At 52.5% G+C, this 20,122-nt stretch carries 22 protein-coding genes; 19 read left to right on the forward strand and 3 right to left on the reverse strand.

Annotated features, from left to right (window positions below):
• Positions 1-12 precede the first annotated feature (12 nt).
• Genes DW724_RS08005 through DW724_RS16295 form a run of 5 tightly spaced genes read left to right on the forward strand, consistent with a single transcriptional unit; the run spans position 13 to position 3,967 of the window.
• Positions 13-714, forward strand: a complete 702-nt coding sequence (locus tag DW724_RS08005) for an ABC transporter ATP-binding protein (RefSeq protein WP_118347102.1) — start codon at positions 13-15, stop codon at positions 712-714.
• The gene (locus tag DW724_RS08010) at positions 707-1,411 is read left to right on the forward strand and encodes a hypothetical protein (RefSeq protein ID WP_118347100.1); all 705 of its coding nucleotides are present in this window, start codon (positions 707-709) and stop codon (positions 1,409-1,411) included. The genes DW724_RS08005 and DW724_RS08010 overlap by 8 nt, the downstream gene beginning before the upstream one ends.
• Positions 1,402-2,049 (forward strand): hypothetical protein, encoded by a 648-nt coding sequence (locus DW724_RS08015; RefSeq protein ID WP_118719088.1) that lies wholly within the window; start codon positions 1,402-1,404, stop codon positions 2,047-2,049. Before DW724_RS08010 ends, DW724_RS08015 begins: the two co-directional genes overlap by 10 nt.
• Before the next feature lie 33 nt (positions 2,050-2,082).
• A complete protein-coding gene (locus tag DW724_RS08020) occupies positions 2,083-3,387 on the forward strand; it encodes a hypothetical protein (RefSeq protein ID WP_118347096.1) in 1,305 nt (434 codons plus the stop codon).
• The gene (locus tag DW724_RS16295) at positions 3,368-3,967 is read left to right on the forward strand and encodes a response regulator transcription factor (RefSeq protein WP_118347094.1); all 600 of its coding nucleotides are present in this window, start codon (positions 3,368-3,370) and stop codon (positions 3,965-3,967) included. The genes DW724_RS08020 and DW724_RS16295 overlap by 20 nt, the downstream gene beginning before the upstream one ends.
• Before the next feature lie 225 nt (positions 3,968-4,192).
• Here DW724_RS16295 and DW724_RS08030 read toward each other — a convergent pair whose 3' ends face one another.
• The 3 genes from DW724_RS08030 to DW724_RS08040 form a co-directional block, all read right to left on the reverse strand.
• A complete protein-coding gene (locus DW724_RS08030; protein WP_118761153.1) occupies positions 4,193-4,330 on the reverse strand; it encodes a helix-turn-helix domain-containing protein in 138 nt (45 codons plus the stop codon).
• Between the two features lie 224 nt (positions 4,331-4,554).
• Positions 4,555-5,610, reverse strand: a complete 1,056-nt coding sequence (locus tag DW724_RS08035) for a type IV pilus twitching motility protein PilT (RefSeq protein ID WP_118761154.1) — start codon at positions 5,608-5,610, stop codon at positions 4,555-4,557.
• Between the two features lie 164 nt (positions 5,611-5,774).
• Positions 5,775-6,080: a phage holin family protein gene (locus DW724_RS08040; RefSeq protein ID WP_118481242.1), complete on the reverse strand. Its 306-nt coding sequence runs from the start codon at positions 6,078-6,080 to the stop codon at positions 5,775-5,777.
• 277 nt (positions 6,081-6,357) lie between these two features.
• Between DW724_RS08040 and DW724_RS08045 the strand changes: the two genes are divergently transcribed.
• From DW724_RS08045 to DW724_RS08110, 14 genes are all read left to right on the forward strand, one after another.
• The gene (locus DW724_RS08045) at positions 6,358-7,095 is read left to right on the forward strand and encodes a WecB/TagA/CpsF family glycosyltransferase (protein WP_117751751.1); all 738 of its coding nucleotides are present in this window, start codon (positions 6,358-6,360) and stop codon (positions 7,093-7,095) included.
• A 5-nt stretch (positions 7,096-7,100) separates the two neighbouring features.
• Positions 7,101-7,871, forward strand: a complete 771-nt coding sequence (thyX, locus tag DW724_RS08050) for an FAD-dependent thymidylate synthase (RefSeq protein ID WP_118761155.1) — start codon at positions 7,101-7,103, stop codon at positions 7,869-7,871.
• 69 nt (positions 7,872-7,940) lie between these two features.
• Positions 7,941-8,807 carry a DUF2156 domain-containing protein gene (locus DW724_RS08055; RefSeq protein ID WP_202183517.1) on the forward strand — a complete coding sequence of 289 codons (867 nt, stop codon included), beginning with the start codon at positions 7,941-7,943 and terminating at the stop codon, positions 8,805-8,807.
• Between the two features lie 5 nt (positions 8,808-8,812).
• Positions 8,813-9,613, forward strand: coding sequence for a GNAT family N-acetyltransferase (locus DW724_RS08060; RefSeq protein WP_118761157.1), 801 nt, complete (start codon positions 8,813-8,815; stop codon positions 9,611-9,613).
• Between the two features lie 14 nt (positions 9,614-9,627).
• Positions 9,628-10,179, forward strand: a complete 552-nt coding sequence (locus DW724_RS08065; RefSeq protein WP_110436852.1) for a DJ-1 family glyoxalase III — start codon at positions 9,628-9,630, stop codon at positions 10,177-10,179.
• Positions 10,166-10,738: a 5-formyltetrahydrofolate cyclo-ligase gene (locus DW724_RS08070; protein ID WP_118761158.1), complete on the forward strand. Its 573-nt coding sequence runs from the start codon at positions 10,166-10,168 to the stop codon at positions 10,736-10,738. The genes DW724_RS08065 and DW724_RS08070 overlap by 14 nt, the downstream gene beginning before the upstream one ends.
• Positions 10,725-11,615 carry a CPBP family intramembrane glutamic endopeptidase gene (locus DW724_RS08075; protein WP_118761159.1) on the forward strand — a complete coding sequence of 297 codons (891 nt, stop codon included), beginning with the start codon at positions 10,725-10,727 and terminating at the stop codon, positions 11,613-11,615. The genes DW724_RS08070 and DW724_RS08075 overlap by 14 nt, the downstream gene beginning before the upstream one ends.
• 24 nt (positions 11,616-11,639) lie before the next feature.
• Entirely contained in the window at positions 11,640-12,893 is a 1,254-nt protein-coding gene (gene mltG / locus DW724_RS08080; RefSeq protein ID WP_118761160.1) for an endolytic transglycosylase MltG, read from the forward strand.
• Positions 12,886-14,118 (forward strand): peptidase U32 family protein, encoded by a 1,233-nt coding sequence (locus DW724_RS08085; protein WP_243105711.1) that lies wholly within the window; start codon positions 12,886-12,888, stop codon positions 14,116-14,118. The genes mltG and DW724_RS08085 overlap by 8 nt, the downstream gene beginning before the upstream one ends.
• A gap of 267 nt (positions 14,119-14,385) precedes the next feature.
• Positions 14,386-15,396 (forward strand): tryptophan--tRNA ligase, encoded by a 1,011-nt coding sequence (trpS, locus tag DW724_RS08090; protein ID WP_110436847.1) that lies wholly within the window; start codon positions 14,386-14,388, stop codon positions 15,394-15,396.
• Positions 15,397-15,414: 18 nt separating this feature from the next.
• Positions 15,415-16,503, forward strand: a complete 1,089-nt coding sequence (locus tag DW724_RS08095; RefSeq protein ID WP_117491700.1) for an MraY family glycosyltransferase — start codon at positions 15,415-15,417, stop codon at positions 16,501-16,503.
• Positions 16,496-17,644 (forward strand): non-hydrolyzing UDP-N-acetylglucosamine 2-epimerase, encoded by a 1,149-nt coding sequence (wecB, locus tag DW724_RS08100; RefSeq protein ID WP_110436845.1) that lies wholly within the window; start codon positions 16,496-16,498, stop codon positions 17,642-17,644. The genes DW724_RS08095 and wecB overlap by 8 nt, the downstream gene beginning before the upstream one ends.
• Positions 17,641-18,435 (forward strand): hypothetical protein, encoded by a 795-nt coding sequence (locus DW724_RS08105; protein WP_118761162.1) that lies wholly within the window; start codon positions 17,641-17,643, stop codon positions 18,433-18,435. The genes wecB and DW724_RS08105 overlap by 4 nt, the downstream gene beginning before the upstream one ends.
• Before the next feature lie 107 nt (positions 18,436-18,542).
• On the forward strand, positions 18,543-19,799 hold the full coding sequence (locus DW724_RS08110) for a methionine gamma-lyase family protein (protein WP_117491692.1): 1,257 nt from the start codon (positions 18,543-18,545) through the stop codon (positions 19,797-19,799).
• Positions 19,800-20,122 lie beyond the last annotated feature (323 nt).

Raw genomic sequence — 20,122 nt, forward strand, 5'->3', positions numbered from 1 at the left:
GTGGAGCACCAAATGAAAGGAGCAAAAAATATGTCTGAGATTCAAAATGCGATTGAAGTAAAGAACTTAAAAAAAGGTTTTGGTGGCAGAGTTTTGTTTGAGAATTTTAGCCTGAATGTAAAAGCAAATACAATCCATGCGATTATTGGCCCGAACGGTTCTGGAAAGACAACACTGCTACGCTTGATTACAGGGGTATACCAGCCAAATGCAGGGACAATCAACATTGCAGGGAAATATGCAATGGAGCTTGAAAATGACTATCTGTATGAAGAACAGACTGGTCTTGAAAATTTGAGAATTTTTGGGAAATACTTTGGATTTGAAATAAATGATCGTTCAGACAGTTATTGTACGCAATTAGGATTGACCGAGCATTTAGGAAAGCGTGTTAGCACTTATTCTAAAGGAATGAAAAGAAAACTGTCCCTTTTGATTGTGATTATGATGGGACGGGATATTCTGCTCATGGATGAACCAACATCGGGTGTAGACCCCATATCCAGAGTAGAAATCCGTAGTTTGATAGAGGCTCTAAAAGCTGACGGAAAAACGGTTATTATCACTTCACATGACCTTAGCGAGATTCAAAAGTGCGCTGATGATGTATCTATGATTAAAAATGGCAGATTGCTGTTTGATAAGGGTATTCAAGAAATGCAAGGACAATCATTGGAAGAAATCTTTATTAAGGAGGGCAATCGGTATGAGTAACATGGGAAAAGGCGCAGTCTACTATCTTACCAGAAGCAAAAGCCTCCTAATTGATACTGCGATTGTTGCCATTCTGGCAACTTTTATGAGCTTTGCAATGCAGATGGACGCCTTGCAGTCTAAGGGAGAGGATTATTTAGTCTTAATGCTCTATGCGGTTATTTTGGGTCTTACCTCCCTGCAATCCGGTGCTATGATTGTAGATTTGACAGCAAAGGATAAGTTAAGCCGGAGAATTGAATTTTTTGCAGCTTCTGGAATTGCGGTAAAAGAGATTATAAAACAGTATTCGGTACAGATTTTCCGCTTTTCTGGTATTATCCCGTTCTTTGTTTTTATGAGTTGCTATTACTTTACCGACTGGACAATGAGCTTTGGGCGGATCGTATGCGTTTATCTTAGTATTCTTGTACTTAGTTTTTGTGAGATTGTCGCTTTGAATATCATTGTACTGGATGTGAAACGAGTAAAACTGTTCAAAAATGTTCTGTTCTTTGGTAATTTTGCACTGGTTTATTTGATTGCGATGTCGGCAGAACGAATTACAGAGCTTGTGAATCAACATCATATAGGAATTGACTATTTGATTATTGTGGTTGATGTTGCACTTTGCATGATGTTTGCACTATTAAGTTTCTTTAAGACTCGGCACATGAGCAACGAAACAGTTATCAGGAGGGATGGCGAATGGGTTTGATAACCTTAAACCTTAAAAGGGTATTGAACTGGAATTTTATATTTATGAGTGCGGTAGCAACTATCTTCGGCATAATCTCTCTGATGAACTTTGGGGATATTTCAGAGAACATTGTATTTGGCGTTGATATAAAGTATTTTATGCTTGATGGCTACCTGTGCTTATTTATCTTTTTTGCCGGAGAAATAAGCAAGGATATGTTGCAGCAAGAAAAAATTACAAAGAGAATAGAATGGAAACTTGCTAATGGTATTAAAATCTCAAGTATTGTTAAAGAGAATCTGCTATCACTATGGATTGGAACGCTGATTCTTTTGTTTCCTCTGCTTTTGATGATTTCCATTCGTCTGCCAAACCTTATCTTGTTATCAGGCACCTATTTTCTGATCCTTAGCATATTGTATTCGGCATTTATAAATGTTTTGATTCTCTGGATTAGAAATATGAACTGGTTTAAGAGTATTCCTATCTTTGCAACACTGCTTCATATTTTGCTGGTTTTCTTAAAATGTGGGATATTTATGAAAACGAATAATGTGTGGGTGTTGCTACTATTTTCTCCAGTGAGTATAATAGTTTTGACTGCGTGTGGTTTATGTCTGATGACTAAAGAACGGATCGTATCATCATATTACTAACATAATGAATTTTAGCTGAAAGGAGGGGGGTCTATGCAGGATAAACGCTTCTATCCGTATCTGTTTCTTCATGCGGGTATTGTGACTTTATGGGTTATATTGGATAGAACACATAAAGGAATTGCGAATGACGGAGCCATCAACTTATTGTCGATTGCCGTCTTGCTTTGTTATTTCAATCTGCTCTATCTACATGTAATGACATCACGGCGAAAGGCAACAATATCTGAATGTGGCTGGAACCTGCTTTCTGTTTCCTTTATTGCGGCGCTGATGTATGATGGATTTTCCACCTTATACACGGGTGCATTTCTGGTTTTTGCATTGATTATCGGAATAATGCTGGTAAGAACTGACGCAAGCCGGGGAAAAATGGTTCGCTTGCTGTTTGGAATTGCGTCTATCATACTGTCGTTTTTCAATTTCCGAATTCTACCTGCGGTAACTATGTTAATTGGAATGTTCGTGGGAATTTTCCTTGATTATAAATATATAAATTTGAAACAGGTTAATATTCTTCCGATTGCCCAGAGGAAAGCAAGATATGTCCTTGTTTTCATGATTCCTTTGCTTACAATCGTACTTTATTGCTTTGATTTGTCCACCCTGCAAGTCAATGTATTTTTTCAGCTTATAATGCTTTTATTTGAGGCTTTTGCTGTCATTCATCTTGGCGACATGGAAGCTCGTTACAACGAGCTGACAAAGTATTATGAATTAACGAACTATATTGCAAGTGAGAGGGAAGATTTTTCAATGCTACTTCACAACGATGTGCTTCAAGATATTGGAGGTGCCAAAAATCTTCTGTCGCTTCGCTCACCAGCTATTGATGAAACAAAAAGGATATTATCTGATTTGGAACTGCGAATAAGAAATATGATGAATTTCTATTCGTCTAATATCTTTTCGGGGTATGCTTCATGGGAACATATTGAATATATGCTTGACGCCATTAAGAAGCTGTACCCAAAGAAAAATATATTTATAGATTTTACCATTGACAGCGAAGCAAGGATTGCTTTGAAAAAAGATAACAGTTTGGAACAGACTATGCAGATAATCAAAGAGCTTGTCAACAATGTTTATAAACACGCTGCCGCTACTTTTATCCATTTGGAAATCGCGTTAAATGAAGAAAGTAAACTCGTAATTACCTGTCAAAATGATGGAGCGAAACCAAATGACATTGAAAATATTCTTTCTTCCAAAGGTGGCATGCTGTTCTTGACGGTGTTGATAAATGGGAATGGTGGTAACATTCAGTATTTAGAGAAAGATGGTATTTTAACTGCAACGGCAGTTTTGGGGAGAAAAAATGAAGATATTACTATTTGATGACCACAGGATATTTGGAGAGAGTTTAAGCAAACTTCTGGAAGATTGGGACGCAATCTCAATCTGTCACTATGTAAGTAATGAAACAGAGTTTTGGAATATTCTTTCCGTAGACGAATGGGACATTGTATTATTGGATGTTAACCTAAGAGATCAGTCAAAAAATTCTGGCATTGACCTGATAGAAAAAATATATAACAAAAACCCAAAAACAAAAGTGGCTATGCTATCCTCTTATGATATGCCGGTTTATAGACAGGAGGCACTTAAAAGAGGTGCTGTAAGTTATATTGACAAGTCGGCTTCTGCTGATGAACTGGTAAAAAAACTTACAGCTATTAGTAAAGGTCACAAATCCACTACGCCCCCTTTATTAAATCCCCTGACAGATCGTGAAGCGGAAATTATTAAGGCGATTGGAACAGGGAAAACAAAGCATGAAATAGCTCAAGAACTGTATATCAGTGAACGGACACTTTACAACCATATCCAAAGCATCTATGATAAGCTGGGGGCTAAAAATGCTATCGAAGCCTATAACAAGGCTATTGCACTTGGATATATCACACCCTTAATATGAGTTTAGGCAATAAGAGGGACAGATATATCAGAACACAAGTGACAAGTATGCACATTATGTAAGCAGATGGCAAAAACAAGTATCATTGAACGACTTCATCAAAACAATAAAGAAAAGCTGGGAGCAAAATTAAGTCTGCTTCCAGCTTTTTTGTATTTGTTATTGTATGTGGTTGACTAAGAAATATTGTTTAAGCGTGAGTTTGTGATATTGGGTGTGGTATCTTTAACTATGGGAATGCCCGCGCTCCCATTTGGATACCGCTTTGTCGCTGACACCAAGCTGTTTGGCCAGCGCAAGCTGTGTCAGTCCCAGTTTTGTCCGCAGAGCGCGGATCAGTCTGCCGGTTTTTACCTGATCCATTCGGATCACCTCCCTTGCATTCTATTATACGGAAAACGGAGGAGAATACAATGAACGCTCCGTAGAGTTGCGGAAAATTGAGAATGGAGAATTAACGTAAGAGCGAACCTGCGGCATTCTGCTCCCAAAGCAGGCGCACTGCAAGCATAAGGCGAAAGCTGCGGCTCCTTTATGCGGCATTGCCATAAAAATCCCGCGTGAAATTCAACGCGGGATTTGTTATCTTATCGGAAGACAGACTGCGGAAACGCTTCCGGGTCGGCTGCCTTTGCGGCGGCATCGTCGATGCGGACCTCTCCGCTGCGGACGAGTTCCCCGAGCGAATCGTCCATCAGCATCATACCCTGATTGCGGCCGGTTTGCATGGTGCTGATCAACTGATACGACTTGTTCTGACGGATCAGGTTGCGCACGGCAGAAGTGCCGGTCAGAATCTCAAATGCGGCTACGCGGCCGCCCATGGTGCGCGGTATGAGCGTCTGGCAGACAATGCACTCAAGCACCTCGGCAAGCTGAATGCGAATCTGCTCCTGCTGCTCCGGCGGGAATACGTCCACGATACGGTCGATCGTACCGGCAGCTCCCTTGGTGTGCAGTGTGCCGAATACAAGGTGACCGGTCTCGGCAGCCGTGATAGCGGTCGAAATGGTCTCCAGATCGCGCATCTCACCGACGAGAATAACGTCCGGGTCCTGCCGCAGAGCTGCTCGCAGGCCGCTTGCGAAGCTGTCCGTATCCGCACCGATTTCACGCTGGTTGATCATTGAGCGAATGCGCGGGTGTACATACTCGATCGGGTTTTCAAGCGTGATGATATGGCGTGCCGCGGTGCGGTTGACATGGTCGATCAGTGCCGCCAGCGTGGAACTTTTACCGGAGCCGGTCGGTCCGGTAACGATAACCAGTCCGCGCGGCTTTTCGGCCTGCTGTATAATGATATCCGGCAGGCGAAGCTGCTCCGCAGTCGGGATTTCCATCGGCAGCAGACGCAGCGCCAGCGCCGTGTGGTGTTGTTGGCGAAACAGATTGCAGCGCATACGCACGGAATCGGCAAACGTCACTGCAAAGTCGGACTCGCCGATGGTTTTCAGCTCGTGCAGCTGATGCTCATCCGCAAGCTGCTGCGCCGCATCCTGTACATCCTGCTCGGTCAGAGGTACGTCACCGTGGGTACGCAGCTCACCGTCGATACGCAGCATCGGCGGGAGACCAACGGTTAAATGTACATCGGAGGTGTTTTTCTCCTTGGCGTAAAAAATCAGAGTTTGTAAATCGTACAAGGCGTGTCTCTCTCCTTGGTGTCCCAAAGCAGGGGACAGAGTTTATATGGGTATTGTACCGCAAATTGCCTGCTGATGCAAGTAAGGATAAACGAAAACGGCTTCGGAAAACCGAAGCCGTTGAGACCGTTGGAACACTTTGTTCTTCTTTTTGTTTTCGCGTGTTATTTCGGCGGGTCGTTTCCTTTGTTTGAACTGCAGTGTGCTATGACTTCGTTCAGATAGACCGACATGCCTGTACACAGGACACCCTGTACCACACCTTCAAACAGAGCGGCTGCCCAGTTGCCGTAGCTGGCATAGCGCGATGCGACTGACAGACAAGCCAGTCCGATCCCGCAGAACGTGAGTGCCAGAGGGATAAATTGATTGGGAAACCGCTGTATTGCTTTGAGTCCGCGTCCGATGCAGTACAAAACCGCTACCAGAACCGCGAAATCCGCCTTGATATACTGCGTTAGTTCTTCCATGGGTTCACCTCCCTCTGTATCAGCTTATGCGGAAAGAGAACGATGTTTGCCAGGCATATCGCAGGGCGGTATGACCTCATGCCGCCGTTCGCAACGATCTGCATATACTTACAGGCGGCGGGCCGGGATCAGTCCGCCCTGCATGATACGTTTATCGCTATCTACTCCTCACTCTCTGCAAGCTGGGCTTGCAGATTTTAGTTTGCTGCTGTATAATACAATAGATTAGGAATGTTCATCGCCAAATAAAAGGCTGGAAAATATGGGAGATACGAAGATGAATACTGCTTCTATTCTGGGCGTGCAATTTCACGCTGTTACCAAGCAGCAGGCTGTTGAGCTTGCAATGAGCAAGATCCGTTCCCGGCAGAAGGGCTACGTTGTTACCCCGAATCCGGAGATCGTCGATCTCTGCCGCCATGACGAAAAATTCATGGGCGTTGTCAACCATGCGACGCTTGTCCTGCCGGACGGCATTGGCATCATCTATGCTGCGAAGATCCTCGGTGAAAAGCTGCAGGGCAAGGTAGCCGGCATTGAATTTGCCGAGAGCCTTGTTGCCGCGATGGCCAAGGAGAACATGCGCCTGTATCTGCTGGGCGCGAAGCCCGGTGTTGCCGAAAAGGCAGGTGCAAATCTGTGTGCGAAGTATCCGGGACTGGTGCTCGCCGGCACGCATGACGGCTATTTCTCCGACCCGCAGGAGGTTGTGGACAGCATCAACGCCGCAGGCGGTGCGGATGTTGTGTTCGTTTGTCTGGGTGCGCCCAAGCAGGAGAAATTTATCGCGGACAACATGGACGATATCCACAGCACACTGTTCTGCGGTCTCGGCGGCTCGCTGGATGTGTTTGCAGGCGTTGCCAAGCGCGCGCCGGATATTTTCATTAAGCTGGGTCTGGAGTGGTTTTACCGCCTGCTCAAGCAGCCCAGCCGTATCGGCCGCATGATGAAGCTGCCGAAATTTCTGCTCATCGTTATCAAGGAGCGGCTTTTCGGCAGGAAGGGGAAGTGACAAGAATGAAAGTAAAACTGCTTGCTTACACGCCGGACCCGGAAAAGCTGGTCGCGGCTGCAGCAAAGAACTGCTATTCCTCCACGGACGTTGACAGCGTGCTGGATGGTCTGACCGAGGAAAAGACCGAGAGCTTTGTCAACATGCTTTCCGAGATCGGACACGAAAGCCCGATCGAGCATGTGTCGTTCACCTTTGCAATCGAGGGTGTATCACGTTCTCTGCTGGCACAGATCACGCGCCACCGCATTGCATCGTTCTCGGTACAGAGCCAGCGCTATGTGCGTGAGAAGGGCTTCGAGTATGTTGTTCCGCCGGAGATTGATAAAATTCCGGCTGCCCGGGCAAAATTCATTCAGGCGATGGAGGACGACCAGCGCACCTACGAGGAACTGACGGCCGCGCTGATGGAAGGCTACCTCAAGGAGCTGATCGAGCAGGGCGTTCCGGAGAAGACCGCCCGCAGCAAGGCTGAAAAGCACGCCATTGAGGACGCACGCTACGTTCTGCCGAACGCCTGCGCGACCCGCATTGTCATGACGGCGAACGCCCGCAGCCTGAAGAACTTTTTCCGCCTGCGCTGCTGCAATCGCGCTCAGTGGGAGATCCGTGCGCTTGCCGAGGAGATGTACAAGCAGGTATACGCTGTTGCGCCGACGCTGTTTGGTCACTGCGGACCGGCCTGCGTGGACGGTGTCTGCACAGAGGGCAAAATGTCCTGCGGCAAGGCCGCAGAAGTGCGCGCGCACTATCAGGCGCTGCGCGAGGGTAAGTAATCCTCAAATCAATCTTGAGAAAGGCATTATATGTTACCGTTTAGAGAAATTACTTTAGAAGATAAACCAATGGTCGAGCACTGCGGCTCGCATTACAACTATCATCTGTGTGAGCGCTGCTTTGTCGATCTTTTCATGTGGCGCAGTCACTACAATACGCAGATCTGCTTCAAAGATGGCTTTATGCTGGTGAAAATGTCTCCGCTGGACGGCGGGCACGACTGTTATCTTGCGCCTGTCGGTCAGGGCGATCTCGGCGCTGCGCTGGATGCGCTTGAGCAGGATGCCGCCGAACGCGGTCTTCCGTTCGTCATCGTCTCGGTTGCTGAGCCGATGATCGAGCGTATCGAAGCCGTTCGCCCGGGCAAGTTCACATTCTCGCATGACAGCGAGGACGGTGACGATTATATCTACCTCGCGGAAAAGCTGCGCACGCTGTCCGGCAAAAAGCTGCAGAGCAAGCGCAACCTCGTCAACCGCTTCAAGACCGCCTATGAGGGCCGCTGGAGCTACGAGGATATGACCAGGGAAAACATCAAGGATGCCTTCGCGTTCCACATCCACTGGTGCAACCTGAACGGCTGTGCACGCGAGCGCGATTTTGAGGGCGAGACCTGCGCAATCGTGCAGGCGCTCCACAACTTTGACTACTTGAATCTGCGCGGCGGACTGCTCCGCTTGGACGGCGAGGTTATCGCGTTCACATTCGGCTGCAAGGCTACGTCGGATATGTTCGTGGTACAGATTGAAAAGGCCGACCACACGATTCAGGGCGCGTACCAGATGATCAACCAGCAGTTCGTACAGCGCAACTGCAATGATGTGGAATACGTCAACCGCGAGGAGGATCTGGGACTCGAGGGTCTGCGCAAGGCGAAAAAGTCCTATTATCCGGTCATGCGCGGCGTGAAATATATGGCTGTGCCGAAAGGTTGATTGAAATGATGCGATTTGCCGAAAAAGGCGATTTTCCTGCCGTTCGTGCCCTTTGGGAAACCTGTTTTCCGGATGAGAGCGGCTTCAACGACTACTTCTTCGCGCACTTTTATAAAGAGAAATATACGCTGCTGTATCTTGAGGGCGAAACGCTCGTGGCGATGGTGCAGATGCTCCCGTACCGCATGACGGTGGGCGGCCTCTCCCGCGAGGCAACGTATATTTACGGTGCATGCACCGACCCGAAGCATCGCCGCAAGGGTTATATGGCGCGGCTGCTCGAGCGCTCGTTCGAGCTGGACAGGGAAGCGGGGCGCATTGCGTCCGTGCTCATTCCGGCAGAAAAGTGGCTGTTTGATTTTTACAAACCGTTCGGCTACGAGCCATTCTTCCATATTTCCCGCCGGGAGATTACCCGCACGGCAGGGGAGCGCGAAGCACCTCAGCGGCTGACCTCGGCGGATGTGCCTGCACTGGCGGCGCTGTATGACAAACTGGTGCCGAAATGCCGCATCGAGCGGGACACGGCGTACTGGAACGCGCAGCTTGCGCTGTTCGACACGCTTGGTGCGGGCGTATACGGTTGGTTCAAGGACGAAACGCTCACCGGCTATGCGTTCTGCTGGGAGGACAATGCGCAGGAGCTGCTCGGCGCAGATGACGCGCAGTTGCAGGGTCTGCTGCAAACGCTCGGCCGCGGCACGCTCACCGTGACGGAGATTGGCGCAGAAACCGCACTCGGCGTATGCAAATGGCATGAGAAAGCGGATGAAACCGCTGGATATATGAATTTAATGCTCAACTGAAAGGTGTGACAAACATGGTATATGTATTACTGGCAGAGGGCTTCGAGGAAGTCGAGGCGTTGACTCCGGTCGATCTTCTGCGCCGCGCAGGCGTGGAGACCAGGCTGGTCGGTGTGACCGGTGCAACCGTGTGCGGTGCACGCGGCATCAATGTCGTAACCGACCTGTCCATGGACGAGGTTGACCTTGCAAAGGCCGATATGCTCGTTCTGCCGGGCGGCATGCCGGGCACGACCAATCTGTACGCGGACAAGCGCGTTACCGATGCGGTTCGCACGATGGCAGATGCAGGCAAGTACGTTGCGGCAATCTGCGCGGCTCCGTCCATCATTCTGGGCGGCATGGGTCTGCTCGAGGGCAAGAAAGCCACTTGCTATCCGGGCATGGAGGACGGCATGACGGGCGCGACCCCGGTCAAGGCGAACGCCGTCACCGACGGGAAGATCATCACCGGCTGCGGTGTAGGCGGCGCACTGGATTTCGCGTGCGAGCTGATTACCGCGCTGTGCGGCAAGGCCAAGGCGGACGAGATCGCAGAGTCGGTCGTACATCATGTGTACGGATAAGAAAACGCTGCGGGGGCGCTATCTTGCGGAACGGGCAAGCCTGTCCGCCGCGGAAAAGCAGGCGATTGATCGCGCCATCGCACAGAACATCCTGCAAAGTGAGTTCTATCAGCAGGCAGACTGCATTTTCTGCTATGTTTCGACTGCTGAGGAGATTGATACCCGTACGGTGCTCGAAAACGCGCTTGCGTCCGGCAGGACGGTCTGCGTGCCGCTGTGCGGCAAGGGCGGCAGCATGACCGCGCGGAAAATCACAGCGCTCTCCGAACTGCGGACCGGTCACTACGGTATCCTGGAGCCGTCCGACACGGCGCCGGAGATTGCACCGGAGAACATCGACCTGATTCTTGTGCCTGCGCTCTCGTGCGACAGAAAAGGGTACCGTCTCGGCTACGGCGGCGGCTACTATGACCGGTTTCTCAGCCGGACAAACGCGGCCTGTGCGGCGCTGTGTGCATCGCAGCGCATGAGCGCAGCCTTGCCGCACGAGGCGTTCGACCGCTGCTGTCATTACATTATCACCGAAAGAGAGGTGCTGCGCACCGATGAATCAAGATAAACGCACACTGCTGCCGGGCCTCAGCCTGTTTGTGTGCTTCTGCCTGCTGACAGGCATGGAAAAGCTGATCACGCACTTTAATCTGCCGCCGTCGCTGATGGCGCTCGGTGAGATCGTGTGCTTCGGTCTGGCGCTTGCAATGGCGCTGCCCGGTATGGATCGGGAGCGCTTTAAGCAGCGGCTTGCATTCAAAATGCCGCGTAAGGGCGGCTGGCTGCTCATCCTGTTTATGGGCGCGGCGACCGCATTTGCCGCCCTCAGCCTGAACATGCTGGAATACCGTCTGCTGGCGCATACCGGTCTCCGGCTGACGATTGCATCCCTGCCGATGCCGCTCGGCGGTATGTCGTTTGCATGGCGGCTGCTGATCGGCGTTGTGATAGCAGCTCTGGTCGAGGAGATCTATTTACGCGGTGCACTGTTCAGCGTGTACGGTGAAGAAGTCGGTACCTCGGCGTGCCTGCTGTTCGGCGGCATCGTGTTCGCACTGCTGCACGGCAGTCCGCTTGATCTGGCGGCAGGCTTCTGCGCCGGACTGGCGTTTACCTATCTGACCTATGTGTTTGATACCGTATGGGCGGCGGTACTTTCCCATGCTACGGCGGCATTTGTCACCGTGGTGATGCAGTGGATAGCAGATACCTATGCACCGTTTGGCATTTGGAACATCCTGCTGCCGCTGACTGTGCTCTTTTTCCTGCTGTTCGCGTTCTTAACGCTGGACACACTGGGAAAAATGCTGGCGCGCGGTTCCATTCCGCACTTTGAGGTCAGCGCCGGCTGGTACGACCTGTGGCTGCTGGTGAAAGAGCCCGGATTTATTGTGTTCGTGCTGGCATTTGCCGGTAAAATCATTCTGAATTACTGGATCGGCTGAGGCTGATCCGCAGAGAGGTGAATTATGGATAATCATTTTAACAACGATGAAACGCGGCGCGTACCGCTGCCGGGTTCGGAATCGCCGGTGCCTGAGCAGTTCACGCCGGAGCATTTCGATGACGATCGGGAGCCGGAGCAGCCGCAGAAGCAGCCCAAACGCCGCCGCAGCCGCCGCCAGATGAACGCAGGCTGTGCAGGCTCGATGGTGTACATGATCGCAGTAGTCGGCGTTTCGCTGGTGCTGTCGATTGCAGCGCTGTTCATGGCAAACGACATTTTTGCCTTTGTCAAGGCGGATGCGGTCAAGGAGATCACGGTTTCGGAGAACACCTCGGTATCCTCGCTCGCCAAGGAGCTGGACGACCAGGGCGTTATCAATTATCATTCGGTGTTCAAGCTGTATCTGAAGCTCAAGCACCAGACCGATACCTCGGTTCTGGCAGGTGCGTATCAGCTGAACCCGTCGATGGACTACGGTCAGATCGTAGACGCGCTGACCAACACTGCAAGCACAGAGACCGTGCAGATTACTATCCCGGAGGGTTATTCCATCTCGCAGATCCGTCAGGTGCTGCTGGACAACCATATCTGCACCGAGGATGCACTGGATGAGGTGCTGAATGAATATTCCTTCAAGCACGATTTCCTTGAGGATGAAAAACCGGCCGCGGAAGGCTGGCTGGAAGGCTATCTGTTCCCGGATACCTATGAGGTATACAAGGGCAACGCTGCGGTAGTCGATACCATCAACAAGATGCTCAACAACTTCGGCAACAAGTACGATGCGGACATCAAGTCCGGCGCGGAGAATCTCGGCCGCTCGATGCACGATATTGTCACGATCGCCTCTCTCATCGAGCGTGAGGCACAGCGTGACGATGAGCGCGCACGCATTGCGGGCGTTATCTACAACCGTCTGAACAATTCCTCCGAGTTCCCGTATCTGCAGGTGGACGCGTCCGTTCTGTATGGTCTGGGACGCACCGGCGGCAAGCTGAGTGACGAGGATCTCAAGTCGGATTCCGAGTACAACCTTTACAACCACGAGGGTCTGCCGCCCGGACCGATCTGCAACCCGGGTCATGCTTCGCTGTACGCAGCAAGCCATCCGGAGGACAACAATTACTACTATTACGTTGCTATGCCGGACGGCTCGCACCTGTTTGCAAGTAGCTATGAGGAGCACGAGCGCAACATCGAGGCTTCTAATCAGGCACAGGCGCAGGCTGCAAACGCTTCGGCAGATACGACGACAACGGAGGCAACCGGTGAATAACACACCTGAATTACTGTCGCCCGCAGGCGATCTGGACAAAATGCGGTTTGGCATTGCCTACGGCGCGGATGCGGTCTATATGGCCGGAACGCGCTTCGGCATGCGTGCCGCTGCAACCAACTTTGACGATAACGCGCTGCGCGAGGGCATTGCCTACGCGCACGCGCACGGCGTCAAGTGCTACATTACAGTCAATATCATGCCGTCCAACCGCGATCTTCCGGCACTTCCGGCCTATCTGGAGCTGCTGCAGGACGCAGGCGCGGACGCACTCATCATCGCGGACGTAGGCGTGCTGCGCATGGCGCGCAGATACGCGCCCAAGGTTCCGGTGCACATCTCGACCCAGACCAGTATTCTTAACCACGAGGCGGCAAACTACTGGGCGGATGAAGGCACCGAGCGTATCGTGCTCGCGCGCGAGCTTTCTCTTGAGGAGATCGCCGAAATCCGTGCAAAGACCCCGAAGGAACTCGAGATTGAGGCCTTCGTTCATGGTGCCATGTGTATTTCGTACTCCGGCCGCTGCCTGATTTCGCAGTACATGACCGGCCGCGACGCCAACCACGGCGCATGTGCACAGCCGTGCCGCTGGAATTACTCTCTGATGGAGGAGAAGCGTCCGGGGCAGTTCTTCCCGGTCGAGGAGGACGGACGCGGCACCTACCTGTATAACTCCAAGGATATGTGCATGATCGAGCACGTTCCGGAGCTGATTAAGGCCGGTATTACCTCGTTCAAGATTGAGGGCCGCAACAAAACTGCGTACTATGCAGCCTGTGTCACCGGTGCATACCGTGCCGCGATCGACACCTATAAAAAGGACCCGGAAAACTTTGTTCTGCCGCAGTTCTGCCGTGATGAGGTCAATAAGGTCAGCCACCGCGAGTATTACACCGGCTTCTACTTCGGCAATCAGGAAAACGGACAGCATTACGGCGACAGCCAGTATATCCGCGAGTACGAGGTTGTCGGCATGCCGGTCGAGTGTGACGACAGCGGCAAAGCCGTGTTCGCACTCAAGAACCGCTTTTTCGATGGGGAAGAGCTGGAGCTGATTCAGCCGGGTCAGGCACCGTATACGTTCTGCGCGAAAAACGTCACCGATGACGAGGGCACTGAGCGTGAGCTGTTCAACGTGCCGCAGATGCGCGTACACTTTGCGTTCCCGTTCAAGGTCAGCGAGTGGGCTATTTTGCGGAAGGTCAAAGAAAGACCGGAGTAAACAATCAATGAGGAGTTAGGAGGCAGGAATTTTCCTGCGTGTCGGCTTACCGTAGGGGCGCACATTGTGCGCCCTTTTGCGTTGCCCACTTGCAAATCGCTTGAACAGGCGAACACGGTTCGCCTCTACGGCATGGTTTCTCCTGCCTCTTATCTCCTTTTTATGAATGGTTGCAACGTATGATAAATTGTGGTATCATTACAATTAAGTATGGAAACCTTTCGGGGTGAATTGAACCGAAAAATTCTAAGCAAGGGAAGTATATACATGAGCGATAACCAGAAGAAAACGATTTTCTCCGGCGTGCAGCCGTCCGGCAAGCTGACGCTGGGTAACTATTTGGGTGCTATCCGCAATTTCCCGATCCTGCAGGAGCAGTACAACTGCATTTACTGCGTGGTCGATCAGCACGCCATCACGGTCCGGCAGGAGCCTGCGGCGCTCCGCCGTGCAACGCTTGAACTGATCGCGCAGTACATTGCCTGCGGTCTGGACCCGGAAAAGAGCATTCTGTTCATCCAGAGCCATGTGCCCGCGCATGCGGAGCTGGCGTGGGTGCTCAACTGCTTCACCATGTTCGGCGAGGCTTCCCGCATGACCCAGTTCAAGGACAAATCCGCCAAGCATGCGGACAACATCAATGTCGGTCTGTTCACCTATCCGGTTCTGATGGCGGCAGACATTCTGCTGTACCAGACCGATCTTGTTCCGGTTGGCGTGGATCAGAGCCAGCACATCGAGATCTGCCGCGACATTGCAAACCGCTTCAACAATCTGCATCCGAACACCTTTACCATTCCGGAGGGCTACTACCCGAAGGTTGGCGAGGGTGCCAAGATTACCAGCCTGGTTGACCCGAACAGCAAAATGAGCAAGTCCGACCCGAACCCGAACGGCTACATCCTGCTGATGGACAAGCCGGAGGATATTATGCGCAAGTTCAAGCGTGCGGTTACCGACTCGGATTCCCGCATCATCTTTGACCCGCAGAACAAGCCGGGTGTTTCCAACCTGCTGCAGATTTACGCACTGGCGACCGGCAAGACCATCGAACAGGCGGCAGCCGAGTTTGACGGCAAGGGTTACGGTGAGTTCAAGCCCGCAGTCGGCGAGGCCGTTGTCGAGCTGCTGCGTCCGATTCGTGAAAAGACCACCGATCTGCTGAACAACAAGGATTATCTGGAGCAGGTCTACAAGGAGGGCGCACAGAAGGCCTCTTATCTGGCGCGCAAAACGCTGGATAAGGTTTATCGAAAGGTAGGCTTTGTCGCACGCTGAGCCAAAAGGGAGTAAACCATGTCTGAATATATTGTCATCGGCACGATCATTGCAGCGTTTGCCGTAGCTGCCGTGCTGAGCTATTTTTTCACACCGCCGGTCAAAAACTTTGCACACAAGGTCGGCGCGATCGACGTGCCGAAGGATGCACGCCGCATGCACAAAAAGCCGATCCCGCGGCTGGGCGGTCTGGCCATTTACGGCGGCTTCCTGTGTTCGATTCTGATTTTCGGGCAGCTCGATGAGACCATGCTGTGCGTCCTGCTCGGAGCGGCCATCATTGTCGCACTCGGTATTTTCGATGATGTGCTGGCGCTCGGCGCCAAGCTGAAATTCGTGGTGCAGATTGTAGCGGCAGCTATTCCGGTCTGCATCGGCGACCTGCAGATTGGTCTGTTCACCAATTTGAATCCGCTGTCGGATACGCCGTTTGTCCATCTCGGCATTCTGGCAGTGCCGGTCACGATTATCTGGATTGTCGGCATCACGAATGCGGTAAACCTGATTGACGGTCTGGACGGACTTGCGGTCGGCGTTTCGTCTATTGCGGCGATTACCATGCTTGCTGTTGCGCTGCTGACCGGCAACATGCCGATTGCCATCACGATGGCGGCGCTCGCCGGCGCGTGCATCGGCTTTATGCCGTACAACCTTAACCCGGCTAAGATCTTCATGGGCGACACCGGCTCGACCTTCCTCGGTTACATGCTGGCAACCGTGTCCATCATGGGTCTGTTCAAATTCTACGCAGTCATCTCGTTTGCGGTGCCGTTCCTGATTCTCGGCCTGCCGATTTTTGATACAGCTAATGCCATCATCCGCCGTGTGGCGGCAGGCAGAAGTCCGATGAGTCCGGACCGCGGCCATGTGCATCACAAGCTGATCGACATGGGCTTCAACCAGAAGCAGGCGGTTGCTATTCTGTACGCTATCAGCGCAACGCTCGGTCTTACTGCCGTGGTGCTCACCTCGTCCGGCGAGGTTAAGGCGATCGTGCTGCTGCTGGCGGTTCTGGCTGCAATTCTGGTAGGTGCATGCATCATTTACGGTGCGGAGCACTGGAGCAAACACGCATCCGAAAACAAGGAGGATAAAGACGATGAATAAAATCAAGGTAATGACGGTTTTCGGCACTCGCCCGGAGGCCATTAAGATGGCGCCGCTGGTGCATGCGCTCGAGCAGAATGAAAACACCGAGTCCATCGTGTGCGTTACCGCGCAGCACCGCGAGATGCTCGATCAGGTGCTCGATATTTTCGATATCAAGCCGGATTACGACCTGAATATCATGCAGCCGCGTCAGACGCTGGCGACCATCACCGAGAAGAGCCTGCACGGTCTGGATGAGGTGCTCGAAAAGGCACAGCCGGACATCGTGCTCGTCCACGGTGATACCTCGACTACCTTTGCCGGTGCGCTTGCGGCATTCTACCACAAGGTGCCGGTCGGTCATGTAGAGGCCGGTCTGCGTACCTATGATAAGTACAGCCCGTTCCCGGAGGAAATGAACCGCAAGCTGACCGGTCAGATTGCAACGCTGCACTTTGCGCCGACTCCGCGCAACCGCGATAATCTTGCAAAGGAAGGTATCACAGACGGCGTGTTTGTCATGGGCAACACGGTTGTTGACGCGATCCACATGACCGTAAAGCCGGATTTCGAGTTCCGTGATGAGCAACTGAAGACGCTGGATTTTGAGAACAACCGCGTTGTCCTCGTTACCGCGCACCGCCGCGAGAACTACGGCGAGCCGATGGAGAACATTTGCCGCGCCATTGCCGAGCTGAGCGAGGCATACCCGGATGTACATTTCGTTTATCCGGTGCACCTTAGCCCGTATGTCCGCGAGACTGCGGAGAAATTCCTCGGCGGCAATAACCGCATTCACCTCATCCATCCGCTGGCCGTGGACGAGATGCACAACCTGATGGCACGCTGCTATCTCATCATGACGGATTCCGGCGGACTGCAGGAGGAGGCGCCCAGCCTCGGCAAGCCGGTTCTGGTGCTGCGCCGCGAGACCGAACGTCCGGAGGCCATCGAGGCCGGTACGGTCAAGCTGGCAGGCGTGGAGCAGGCCAATATCGTTAAGCTCGCGCGCGAGCTGTTTGACGATGAGGACGCTTACGCAAAAATGGCGCACGCTGTCAATCCGTACGGCGACGGAAAGACCTCGCAGCGTATCGTGCAGGCGATCGAGCAGTATTTTGGTCTGCGCGAGGACGGTCCGGCTCCGTTTAACCCGTGAAACCCGTAAAAAAAGAGAAGCATACGCCGAAACACTATCTGCCGGACACTACGCCGAAGATTGCGGCTGCGGGCGCTACTGTGCTCGTGCTGTTGGTGGTGCTCAGCTTTGTGCTGTCCTCCGGCTGGATGCACGGCAGCAGCACCGGCATTATCCTGCCCGGCAGTGAGGGCGATTCGCCAACGGTTGGCACAGGCAGTGCGCTGCTCACCGGGCAGAGCGTGGATGATATTACCATCGATATCAATAACGCCAAGACCGTCATTGCGACGCTCGCACGTCCGGCGGCATACAGCAGCAGGATCGAGAACACGATCTACTATGATGGCGGCTCGGCGGCTCTGTACTGCCATCGCTATGCGCGGGATAATGTTATGCGCACGGATACACTCGGCAGTGACAATCAGGTGCAGTCTACGCTGATTCGCGTTCCGGACGGCAAGGTGTATGCGTGGAATGCAGGGGACAGCATTGCTTATCAGGGCAAAGCCGGCGATTTAACCGATGACGCAGCGGCTATGCTGCCGACGTACGAGGATGTTCTGGCTGACGAAGTACAGTTGACTGCTGCCGGTCGGCAGGACATTAACGGTGAACCGTGTATTGCCGTTACATTTGAGCAGGATGGCTATCGCTGTGTATATGGCATTTCAACGGTCAGCGGTCTGCTGGCGCAGGCGTCGTTCTATGACGGCGATACGCTGACGCGCAAGGTCACCGTCAGCGAAATCAGCACGGAAACGCCGGACAGTGAATTGTTTACGCTGCCGGACGGCGAAAGCGTTATATAGAAAAAGTGGAGAGTGGAGATTGCAGAGTGGAGAGACAGCGAAACCGTTTCGTTATCTTCACTCTTAACTCTCCACTCTTCACTCTGATAGAAGGAGATTACACATAAATGTCTGAATATATTAAGATTTCACCGGAGATTCGTGCGCTCGGCCGTGAGGCTGAACGCGAGATCCGTCCGTATTTCGAGCGTCTCGAGGAGATCTGTGACCGCAACACCGAGAAGGTGTTGGCGGCATTTGCGAAGAACCGTGTATCCGACAACCTGTTTGCCGGTACGACCGGCTATGGCTACGACGACTACGGTCGTGATACGCTCGACAAAATCTACGCCGATATTTTCGGTACTGAGGCCGCACTCGTGCGCATCGGCTTTGTAAACGGCACACACGCGCTGTCCTGCGCGATGTTCTCCGCCGTCAAGACCGGCGACACCGTGCTGTCCGTCACCGGACCGGCATATGACACGCTGCAGAACACGATCACCGGCGATTACTGCGGCAGTATGAAAAGCTACGGCATCGGCTACAGGCAGGTTGACCTCAAGAACGGCGAACCTGATCTGCCTGCCATCAAGGCAGCGGCGGCAGATGAGAATATCAAGCTGGTATTCATCCAGCGCAGCCGCGGCTACGGCGTCCGCAAGACGCTTTCCGTCGAGGAAATCGGCGAAATCTGCAAGACCGTGCGTGAGGTCAATACGACTGCGGCCATCATGGTCGATAACTGCTACGGCGAATTCACCGAGGAGATTGAGCCGACGCAGGTCGGTGCGGACATCATCGCAGGCTCGCTCATCAAGAACCCGGGCGGCGGTCTGGCCCCGACCGGCGGCTATATTGCAGGCCGTGCCGATCTGGTCGAGAACGCCTCCTACAAGCTGACCGCACCCGGCATCGGCGGCGAATGCGGCTGCACGATGGGTCAGAACCGGCTGCTGTATCAGGGCCTGTTCATGGCGCCGCATGTCACCATGCAGGCCATCAAGACCGCGATGTTCTGCGCAAAGGTCATGGAAAAGCTCGGCTACGAGGTCAGCCCCAAGGCAGAGGAGCCGCGTTACGACATCATCCAGACCATCGCGTTCGGTGCGCCTGACCCGCTGCGCCGCTTCTGCGAGGGCATTCAGGCCGGTGCGCCGGTCGATTCCTATGTAACGCCGGAGCCGTGGGCAATGCCGGGTTACGATGATCAGGTTATCATGGCTGCAGGCGCGTTCGTGCAGGGCGCGTCCATTGAGCTTTCCGCCGATGCACCGATGCGTGAGCCGTATGTCTGCTATATGCAGGGCGGCCTAACGTATGAGTCCGGCAAGCTGGGTATTTTGCTTGCTGCGGATAAAATTACCAGGGCAAAGGCACAGTAATGGGAGAATGATGTTATCCTGCATTTTTCAATTCCTCATTTTTCATGCGAAATCGGTTGACAAAGCGCGGATATGAGCGTTATAATAAATTTGTATTTATTGAGTTATAGGCAATGACGGAAATCCTGTTTTCCGAAAAGCATTTGGCAGAGAGCGTGCGCCACGGCTGTAAGCACACGCAATGCGGAGAAAACAGTACCGATTCCCGAGCCGCACAGCGGAAAACCGCAGTATGCTGTGCCGTGTCGTTCGCGTTAAGAACTCCGAGCGGCAGTCCTACAAGGGCTGCAAGCAGGGTGGAACCGTGGGCAAGCGGCCCCCCC

Source organism: Butyricicoccus sp. AM27-36, assembly GCF_003480945.1.
GTDB lineage: Bacteria > Bacillota > Clostridia > Oscillospirales > Butyricicoccaceae > Agathobaculum > Agathobaculum butyriciproducens.

What these genes read in the sequence shown, in the direction of transcription:
- DW724_RS08075 (WP_118761159.1), top strand. Translation starts at nt 10,725, where the DNA reads ATGAATCAAGATAAACGCACACTGCTGCCGGGCCTCAGCCTGTTTGTG.
- DW724_RS08055 (WP_202183517.1), top strand. Translation starts at nt 7,941, where the DNA reads ATGGTCGAGCACTGCGGCTCGCATTACAACTATCATCTGTGTGAGCGC.
- wecB (WP_110436845.1), top strand. Translation starts at nt 16,496, where the DNA reads ATGAATAAAATCAAGGTAATGACGGTTTTCGGCACTCGCCCGGAGGCC.
- DW724_RS08010 (WP_118347100.1), top strand. Translation starts at nt 707, where the DNA reads ATGAGTAACATGGGAAAAGGCGCAGTCTACTATCTTACCAGAAGCAAA.
- DW724_RS08020 (WP_118347096.1), top strand. Translation starts at nt 2,083, where the DNA reads ATGCAGGATAAACGCTTCTATCCGTATCTGTTTCTTCATGCGGGTATT.
- DW724_RS08040 (WP_118481242.1), bottom strand. Translation starts at nt 6,080, where the DNA reads ATGGAAGAACTAACGCAGTATATCAAGGCGGATTTCGCGGTTCTGGTA.
- DW724_RS08095 (WP_117491700.1), top strand. Translation starts at nt 15,415, where the DNA reads ATGTCTGAATATATTGTCATCGGCACGATCATTGCAGCGTTTGCCGTA.
- DW724_RS08015 (WP_118719088.1), top strand. Translation starts at nt 1,402, where the DNA reads ATGGGTTTGATAACCTTAAACCTTAAAAGGGTATTGAACTGGAATTTT.
- mltG (WP_118761160.1), top strand. Translation starts at nt 11,640, where the DNA reads ATGGATAATCATTTTAACAACGATGAAACGCGGCGCGTACCGCTGCCG.
- DW724_RS08030 (WP_118761153.1), bottom strand. Translation starts at nt 4,330, where the DNA reads ATGGATCAGGTAAAAACCGGCAGACTGATCCGCGCTCTGCGGACAAAA.
- DW724_RS08110 (WP_117491692.1), top strand. Translation starts at nt 18,543, where the DNA reads ATGTCTGAATATATTAAGATTTCACCGGAGATTCGTGCGCTCGGCCGT.
- DW724_RS16295 (WP_118347094.1), top strand. Translation starts at nt 3,368, where the DNA reads ATGAAGATATTACTATTTGATGACCACAGGATATTTGGAGAGAGTTTA.
- DW724_RS08045 (WP_117751751.1), top strand. Translation starts at nt 6,358, where the DNA reads ATGAATACTGCTTCTATTCTGGGCGTGCAATTTCACGCTGTTACCAAG.
- thyX (WP_118761155.1), top strand. Translation starts at nt 7,101, where the DNA reads ATGAAAGTAAAACTGCTTGCTTACACGCCGGACCCGGAAAAGCTGGTC.
- DW724_RS08070 (WP_118761158.1), top strand. Translation starts at nt 10,166, where the DNA reads ATGTGTACGGATAAGAAAACGCTGCGGGGGCGCTATCTTGCGGAACGG.
- DW724_RS08060 (WP_118761157.1), top strand. Translation starts at nt 8,813, where the DNA reads ATGATGCGATTTGCCGAAAAAGGCGATTTTCCTGCCGTTCGTGCCCTT.
- DW724_RS08005 (WP_118347102.1), top strand. Translation starts at nt 13, where the DNA reads ATGAAAGGAGCAAAAAATATGTCTGAGATTCAAAATGCGATTGAAGTA.
- trpS (WP_110436847.1), top strand. Translation starts at nt 14,386, where the DNA reads ATGAGCGATAACCAGAAGAAAACGATTTTCTCCGGCGTGCAGCCGTCC.
- DW724_RS08065 (WP_110436852.1), top strand. Translation starts at nt 9,628, where the DNA reads ATGGTATATGTATTACTGGCAGAGGGCTTCGAGGAAGTCGAGGCGTTG.